This window comes from Oceanobacillus sp. MO10714A (assembly GCF_037072045.1).
GTDB classification, from domain to species: domain Bacteria; phylum Bacillota; class Bacilli; order Bacillales; family Amphibacillaceae; genus Oceanobacillus; species Oceanobacillus indicireducens.
Genome location: NZ_JAXHDC010000043.1, coordinates 19,345 through 27,688 on the forward strand (window position 1 = coordinate 19,345; position 8,344 = coordinate 27,688).

The window sequence follows — 8,344 nt, forward strand, 5'->3', positions numbered from 1 at the left end:
ATTATGTCAGGATCAGTTTTAGAAATCAAAAATCTTCATGTTTCCATTGAGGATAAACAAATATTAAAAGGTGTAGACCTTACAATTAAGGGCGGGGAATTCCATGCAATCATGGGACCGAACGGAACAGGTAAATCTACATTAGCATCAGCAATTATGGGGCATCCCCTTTATGAAATAACAGAAGGAAGCATTACGTTTAATGGTGAAGACGTATTAGAAATGGAAGTAGATGAGCGCGCAAGAGCAGGTCTTTTCCTAGCAATGCAATATCCAAGTGAAATCAGCGGTGTAACAACTTCTGACTTTTTACGCAGTGCAATTAATGCAAAACGTGAAGAAGGCGATGAGATTCCATTAATGGAATTCATTAAAGAACTTGATGAAACACTTGATTTCCTTGAAATTGATAAGAGCATGGCTACACGTTACTTGAACGAAGGATTCTCTGGTGGGGAGAAGAAACGTAACGAAATCCTTCAATTAATGCTACTAAAACCGGAAATCGGTATTTTAGATGAAATTGACTCAGGACTTGACATCGACGCGTTAAAAATAGTTTCTAAAGGTATTAACAAACTACGTGATGAGAACTTCGGAACATTAATCATTACTCACTACCAACGTTTATTAAACTACATCACACCGGATTATGTACATGTCATGATGCAAGGCCGTGTCGTAAAATCTGGTGGTCCAGAGTTAGCTAAGCGTCTAGAAGCGGAAGGCTACGAATGGATTAAAGAAGAGTTAGGTATCGAAGACGAAACAATCGAACAAAATGCATAAACGTTAGGAGGAGTATCATGACTGTGGAAACAAAACTGTCATTTGATAAGGCTTATGTTGAACAGTTTTCAAAGAAAAGAAATGAGCCAGAGTGGATGCAGAAATTCCGCCTGGATGCGATAGAGCAGGCTGAAAGCTTGGAAATGCCAAAGCCTGATAAAACAACAATTAGAAATTGGAACTTTACAGAGTTCAATCATGATTTCAAAACTGGTGAATCAGTATCTTCCATTCAAGACCTTCCGGAAGAATTACGTGATTTCTTTGATGAAAAGCAAGCACCGGAAAACTTGATCATTCAGCGTAATCATTCTGTTGCTTACGCTGCATTGAATAATGAATTAAAAGAAAAAGGTGTCATCTTCACAGACATCCATACTGCTATCCGTGAACATGCGGATCTCGTTCAAAAGTATTTCATGACGGAAGATGGTGTTGCTGTTAGCGAGCATAAGCTGACTGCACTTCATGCCGCCCTTGTTAATGGTGGTGTATTCCTTTATATACCTGAAAACTTGCAAATTGAAACACCAATTCAATCCATTTTCTGGCAAGAAGACCCAGAAATCACACTCGTGAACCATGTACTTGTTGTTGTGGATAAAAACAGTTCCATCACATATGTGGAAAACTATCTTTCCCATAATGAAGAATATGAAACGGTTGCCAACATCGTAACGGAAGTATATGCACTCGACGGTGCTAAAGTTGCATACGGCGCAGTTGATAACTTTGCAGCTGCAACTACAACATATGTGAACCGCCGTGGTATCGCAAGCCGTGACGCAACAATTGATTGGGCATTAGGACAAATGAACGACGGAAATACCGTTTCAGAAAACGTCACTCGCCTAGTCGGTGATAACTCCACTTCCCAAGCGAAAGCTGTATCGGTTGGCCGTGGAAAACAGACACAAAACTTTACTTCTGTTATGCACCATGACGGAAAAGCTTCCGATGGTTTCATTTTACAACGTGGTGTAATGACGGAAGGTTCTACAGCAATCCTTAACGCGATTGGTAAGATTGAGCATGGTGGAACGAAAGCAAACTCTGAACAGGAGTCTCGCGTACTTATGTTAAGTGAAAAAGCTCGAGGTGACGCTAACCCTATTTTGCTTATCGATGAGGATGACGTTACAGCAGGACACGCAGCTTCAGTAGGTCGTGTTGATCCATTGCAAGTATACTACTTGAAGAGCCGTGGGTTGACTGAAGAGGAAGCGCAACGTCTGTTAATTCATGGATTCCTTGATCCTGTTGTTTCCCAGCTTCCGATTGAATCTGTGAAAAAACAATTAACACAAGTGATCGAAAGGAAAATCAACTAATGGACGTAAGAGCCATTAAAGAACAGTTTCCGATTCTGGGTCAAGAGGTGAATGGACACCCGCTCGTATACCTGGATTCCTCAGCTACTTCACAGAAGCCCGTTTCTGTGATAGAAGCTGTGGCCAAGTACTACCGGGAGACGAACTCCAACGTTCACCGCGGCGTGCATACTCTAGGAACACGTGCTACCGATCAGTACGAAGGAGCACGTGAAAAGGTCAGAGCTTTCATTAATGCTAAAAGTACTGCCGAAGTTATTTTTACCCGTGGAACTACAACCGCTATTAACACAATAGCTTGGAGCTATGCGCGTGCCAATTTAAAGGAAGGCGATGAAATTGTTATCACGCCGATGGAGCATCATAGTAACATTATTCCTTGGCAACAGGCAGCTAAAGCTACTGGTGCAACTTTGAAATATATTCCGTTACAAGAGGACGGCACCGTGTCACTGGAAGACGCTCGGGAAACAATTACTCCAAACACAAAAGTTGTCGCTATCGCTCATGTTTCGAATGTTCTTGGAACAATCAATCCGATCAAAGAGATTACAAAGATTGCACATGAAAATAATGCAGTTATTGTCGTTGACGGAGCCCAGGGTGCGCCACATATGCAAGTGGATGTACAAGATCTCGATGTAGATTTTTATGCATTTTCTGGGCATAAAATGTGCGCCCCAACTGGAATTGGTGTATTATATGGGAAACGCGAACTTCTAGTGAACATGGAACCGGTAGAATTCGGTGGGGAAATGATTGATTTCGTTAACCTTTATGATTCTACTTGGAAAGAACTGCCATGGAAATTCGAAGCTGGTACTCCAATCATTGCTGGTGCAATTGGTCTCGGAGCCGCAATCGATTTTCTAAATGAAGTTGGTTTAGATAATATTTTAGAACATGAGAAAAAATTGGCGGCATACGCAATAGATAAGCTGCGTGAAGTGAATGGGATTACAATTTATGGTCCAAAAGAGCGTGCTGCCCTTGTAACCTTTAATTTAGGAGAGGTTCATCCGCATGATACGGCAACCGTACTCGATGCGGAAGGAATTGCAGTTCGTGCAGGTCACCACTGCGCACAGCCGCTGATGAAATGGTTAGACGTTACGGCAACAGCTAGAGCAAGTTTCTATCTGTATAATACAGAGGAAGATGTAGACCGTCTCGCCTTAGGACTGTTAAAAGCGAAGGAGTATTTTGGTGATGTCTTATAATTTAGATACGCTTTACAGACAAGTAATCATGGATCACTATAAAAATCCGAAGAACCGCGGATTAATTGAGGGTGATTCTCTTACCGTTGATATGAACAATCCTACTTGTGGAGACCGGATTGAACTGCAACTGCAGCTTGAAGATGGCATTGTAAAAGATGCCCGCTTTGAAGGAGAAGGCTGCTCCATCAGCATGTCATCCGCATCGATGATGACCCAGGCAATTAAAGGGAAAAAGGTTGACGAAGCACTTGCGATGTCTGAACTTTTCTCTGATATGATGCTTGGAAAAGAAATCGATACTGATGGCTTTGAATTAGGGGATATTCAAGCCCTTCAAGGTGTATCCAAATTCCCGGCCCGGATTAAATGTGCAACATTGGCCTGGAAAGCTCTTGAAAAAGGTGTCCATGAACAGGGATAAGGTGTTTTGAAATATCTGAAGGAGGGTTACAACTATGGCTAGGAATATGCCTGAAATAGGAGATTATAGATATGGTTTCCGTGACAAAGACGTATCGGTTTTCCGTACGGAGAGAGGATTAACTCGAAAAGTCGTTGAGGAAATCTCCAAAATGAAAGAAGAACCACAATGGATGCTAGATTACCGCTTGAAAGCGTTGGAGCATTTCTATGCACGTCCAATGCCGCAATGGGGCGGTGACTTATCAGGACTTGATTTTGATGAGATCATCTATTATGTAAAACCATCGGAGAAACAAGGTAGAACTTGGGATGAGGTTCCAGCAGAAATTAAACAGACATTTGACAGACTTGGAATTCCTGAAGCAGAGCAGAAGTATCTTGCTGGTGTATCTGCTCAGTATGAGTCTGAAGTAGTTTATCAGAGTCTGAAGGAAGATCTTCAAGAATTAGGAATCATTTTCACAGATACAGATACTGCTTTGCAGGAGAATGAAGAATTATTTAAAGAGTATTTCGGTACAGTAGTGCCATACTCCGATAACAAGTTTGCCGCTCTGAACTCTGCAGTATGGTCCGGCGGTTCCTTCATTTATGTTCCAAAAGGAGTCAAAAGCTCAACGCCGTTGCAAGCATATTTCCGTATTAACACGGAAAATATGGGACAGTTTGAACGTACGCTAATCATTGTTGATGAAGATGCATCTGTTCACTATGTGGAAGGATGTACAGCACCAACTTATTCATCAGCATCCTTGCATAGTGCAGTAGTTGAAATCATCGTTAAGAAAGATGCATACTGTCGTTATACTACAATCCAGAACTGGTCCAGCAACGTTTATAACCTTGTTACGAAACGTGCAACTGTAGATGCGAACGGAACAATGGAATGGATTGATGGTAACTTAGGATCGAAATTAACGATGAAATATCCTTCTATTCTCTTGAAAGGTGAAGGAGCAAGAGGTAATACACTATCGATTGCGCTAGCTGGTAAAGGACAATTACAGCATGCTGGTGCAAAAATGCATCACTTAGCAACGAATACATCTTCAACGATTGTATCGAAGTCCATTTCCCGTAATGGTGGTAAAGTTTCTTATCTTGGACTTGTTCACTTCGGACGTAAAGCGGACGGAGCACGTGCGAATATCGAGTGCGATACATTGATTATGGACAATGAGTCTACATCTGACACAATTCCATACAATGAAATCTTAAATGACAATATCTCACTTGAGCATGAAGCGAAAGTATCCAAAGTTTCCGAAGAACAATTATTCTATTTAATGAGTCGTGGCTTAGATGAATTCGAAGCAACAGAAATGATTGTTATGGGCTTCATCGAACCATTCACAAAAGAACTTCCAATGGAATATGCAGTTGAAATGAATAGACTGATCAAATTCGAAATGGAAGGCTCTATCGGATAATTTTAAATAAAACATCCCCGTCACAGATATGTGGCGGGTTTTTTGTGCGTTTGGCAGCACATCGAACTAATCGCTGATAGCCTCTAACACGTCGTTGTGGCGAAAGTGTCTAGCTGAAAAGCAGCAGTGCGTGGTCGTGGGGCAATGTCGGAGGGTTTGAAGGGACAGGCGACATCAAACCCAAACCCATGCTGGTAGAAGCGGATAACCTTGCACAAGAAGGGAATATCCCATAATGGATACGGATTCCATTAGTTATGAAGGCTGGTTTCGGGGGAAAGTTCGGTGGCATGACCCGAGGAGGTCTTACTGTCTCTACTCCGTGGTAAACCTTAGGTAAGTCTGTGATGGACAAGCCAAGCTTATGGATAGTAAGAAGTAGAGCAGGGAATAGTAATGAAAAGGCCCACTGGAAAAGTTGCAAAAGTGAGTGACTCCGTATGATAAGTAGAAAATGGTGTGCTTACTCTATTGTTGTACGGGAAATTATAAATAAAAAGATGATAATAACTTGAGTTACTTGTAATGGCATGTTCTGAATAAGCTTTTTTTGTACTGTACCCGCTAAAATTGTGGAGTTTTTCAAGTAAATAGTGTATTTTAGTATGATGGAGAATGTCGAAGGAAATTACACTATTAGGATGATGATTAAGTTATGAAGAATATATGGGATATTTTTAAAACAGATTTAAATAATATACGGAAGAAACGTGCTGCAATCATCGTGATTGTAGCTCTAATGATTTTACCTTCCATGTATGCGTGGTTCAACATTTTACCTTCGTGGGATCCATATGCCAACACGGAGAATGTTGCGGTAGCAGTTGTGAACCTGGATGAGGGCGCGGAGGTAGAAGGAGAAACGGTCAATGTCGGGGATGAGGTTGTTACAAACTTAAAGGATAATAAGAAGCTAGGCTGGCAATTTGTTGATGAAAAGGAAGCGAAAGAAGGTCTTGAAAAAGCGGATTATTATGCGTCTATTACGATTCCGTCTAATTTCTCCGAGAAATTAACGAGCGTTCTGGATGATAAACCCGAAAAGCCTGTATTGGATTATTATATTAATGAGAAAGTGAACGCCATTGCTCCGAAAATTACGAATGCAGGGGCAACTGGTATTGTGGAAAGTGTCCATCAAGGATTTATTAAAGTTGCCAATGAAGCGATTTTTACAGCATTCAATGAAGCCGGAATTGAACTGGAAGCGAACAAAGAAAGCATTGAACGCTTAAGGGATGCCATCTATCAGTTAGAAGAAGACATGCCTGAAATTGAGCGACTTTTAGGTGTTGCGGGAGATGATTTAGACAAAGCGGAAGATGCGAGCGAAAAAGCGCATGAAGGTGTTAAGAAAGCAGAAGAAGTGAGTGTACAAGTTCAGGCACTTAGTGAAAGAGCTAAGGAGATTCTTAATGAAACTGATAAGTATGTAGACGAATATGTTCCCATTGTTAAAAATGATTTAACAACAGCACAAAAAGTTATCAAAGAAGTTCCAGGGGTAATTAGTCAAATATCCGAGAAAGAAGATTCTTTTGATGAAGTTGTAACAAAAATAGAAAATAGCACAGGAAAAATCGATCAAGGAATCGAAGTCCTGCAGTTATTGGAAGAAGCGTTGAAAAATGCGGATGAAGAAGCAACCAACGGCAACCAAATCGCCAATCTTGTTGCCCAATTAGAAGAAGACAATGAACGGCTCGAAAAAGCGAAACAAGATCTGCTGGCTACGATTGATGTCATCGAAAATGCACCAGATAACGGGGAAGATGCACCAAGTGAAGATGAGAAGTCTTTAGAGCAGTTAAAAGCGATGGTAGAAATTATCGAAGCTAGACAAGCAGCAATTCAGCATGCAATCGGGGCAAGTAAACAAGTTGAAGAATCTATTGCAGATGGTATTTTCCTTGACGGAGTTGATAAGGTTGCGGGTTATGAAGAAGATCTAAGACAATTCAAAGATGAAGTGCTTGCAAAAATTACTGCAGCTAAGGAAGGGAAAGCAAAACTAGCCGACGTATTAGATTATATAGAGGAACACGCTTTACGAATTAATACAACCATTAATGATTTATTAACATTTATCGATCAAGATTTAATGCCAACCTACAATAAAGAAATGAACACGGCCCGAAATGCAATTCATGAAGCAGATAAAAAAATAGAAAAAGTCACTTCCTACTTTCCGAAAGTAGAGGAAATTTTAAATAAAGTTGATGCAGGAATCGGTACAGGAAAAAAAGAGTTGGACAAAATTCAATCTGTTTTTCCTGAAGCGAAAGAGAAATTATTTAGTTTAGCGAAGAAAACGAGGGAATTAGAAGCTAAAGGAGATCTCGAAGAACTGATTGACTTTCTACGGAATGATCCGAACGCAAAGGAAGAATTCTTCGCAGATCCAATCATTCTTCAGGAACACAAATTATTCCCAATTCCGAACTATGGATCAGGCATGGCTCCGTTCTTTACGACACTCTCCCTCTGGGTTGGGGGGCTGATCCTCGTTTCTACTTTGATTGTTGACGTACCGAATAAGCATAAATACAAGGGCTATGAAGCATATTTCGGCAGATTTATAACATTTTGGTTGATTGGACTGGTACAGGCTTTAGTTGTCACTTGCGGTAATTTGTTCTTGCTTGAAACATTCGTTGTACACAAATTCCTATACGTTCTATTTGCTTTTCTGATCAGTACAGTGTTTATGGTGATTATTTATACATTTGTCTCCGTCTTTGGAAATACGGGCAAAGTGATTGCGATTATCTTGCTCGTTATGCAACTCGGAGCGTCGGGGGGTACCTTCCCAATCCAGACAACACCGCAATTCTTCCAAACAATCCACAAGTTTATGCCGTTTACGCATGGATTGGGCTTGTTAAGGGAAGCGACAGGTGGAATTGTTTGGTCCGTCGTGCTCACCCATATCGCTTGGCTTGTCGGTTTTATGATCATCTTCTTGTTTATCGGTATTAAACTAAAAGAAACAATAAATAAACGAAGCGATAAGTTCTTAGAAGAAGCACGTGAAAGTAAAGTTATTTTATAATGAAAAACCCGCCATTTTTAGTGGCGGGTTTTTCCTCATTGCATAGCGTCCTATAAAATATAAATGTTGTGCATAACTTAGATATCCAGGGCTAGC

The 8,344-nt window shown here is 40.7% G+C and carries 6 protein-coding genes; all 6 read left to right on the forward strand.

Annotated features, from left to right (window positions below; all coding sequences use genetic code 11):
- The first annotated feature begins 3 nt into the window (after positions 1-3).
- The 6 genes from sufC to SPD53_RS16070 all read left to right on the forward strand — a co-directional run bounded on the left by sufC (position 4) and on the right by SPD53_RS16070 (position 8,248).
- A complete protein-coding gene (gene sufC / locus SPD53_RS16045) occupies positions 4-789 on the forward strand; it encodes a Fe-S cluster assembly ATPase SufC (RefSeq protein WP_156856685.1) in 786 nt (261 codons plus the stop codon).
- A 17-nt stretch (positions 790-806) separates the two neighbouring features.
- The gene (gene sufD / locus SPD53_RS16050; protein WP_156856686.1) at positions 807-2,120 is read left to right on the forward strand and encodes a Fe-S cluster assembly protein SufD; all 1,314 of its coding nucleotides are present in this window, start codon (positions 807-809) and stop codon (positions 2,118-2,120) included.
- Positions 2,120-3,340 (forward strand): cysteine desulfurase, encoded by a 1,221-nt coding sequence (locus SPD53_RS16055; RefSeq protein ID WP_336253161.1) that lies wholly within the window; start codon positions 2,120-2,122, stop codon positions 3,338-3,340. The genes sufD and SPD53_RS16055 overlap by 1 nt, the downstream gene beginning before the upstream one ends.
- Entirely contained in the window at positions 3,330-3,764 is a 435-nt protein-coding gene (gene sufU / locus SPD53_RS16060; protein WP_336253162.1) for a Fe-S cluster assembly sulfur transfer protein SufU, read from the forward strand. Before SPD53_RS16055 ends, sufU begins: the two co-directional genes overlap by 11 nt.
- A 34-nt stretch (positions 3,765-3,798) precedes the next feature.
- Positions 3,799-5,196, forward strand: coding sequence for a Fe-S cluster assembly protein SufB (gene sufB / locus SPD53_RS16065; protein WP_336253163.1), 1,398 nt, complete (start codon positions 3,799-3,801; stop codon positions 5,194-5,196).
- Positions 5,197-5,851: 655 nt separating this feature from the next.
- Complete coding sequence (locus SPD53_RS16070) at positions 5,852-8,248, forward strand: YhgE/Pip domain-containing protein (RefSeq protein ID WP_336253164.1); 2,397 nt, start codon at positions 5,852-5,854, stop codon at positions 8,246-8,248.
- The last annotated feature ends 96 nt before the right edge of the window (positions 8,249-8,344 follow it).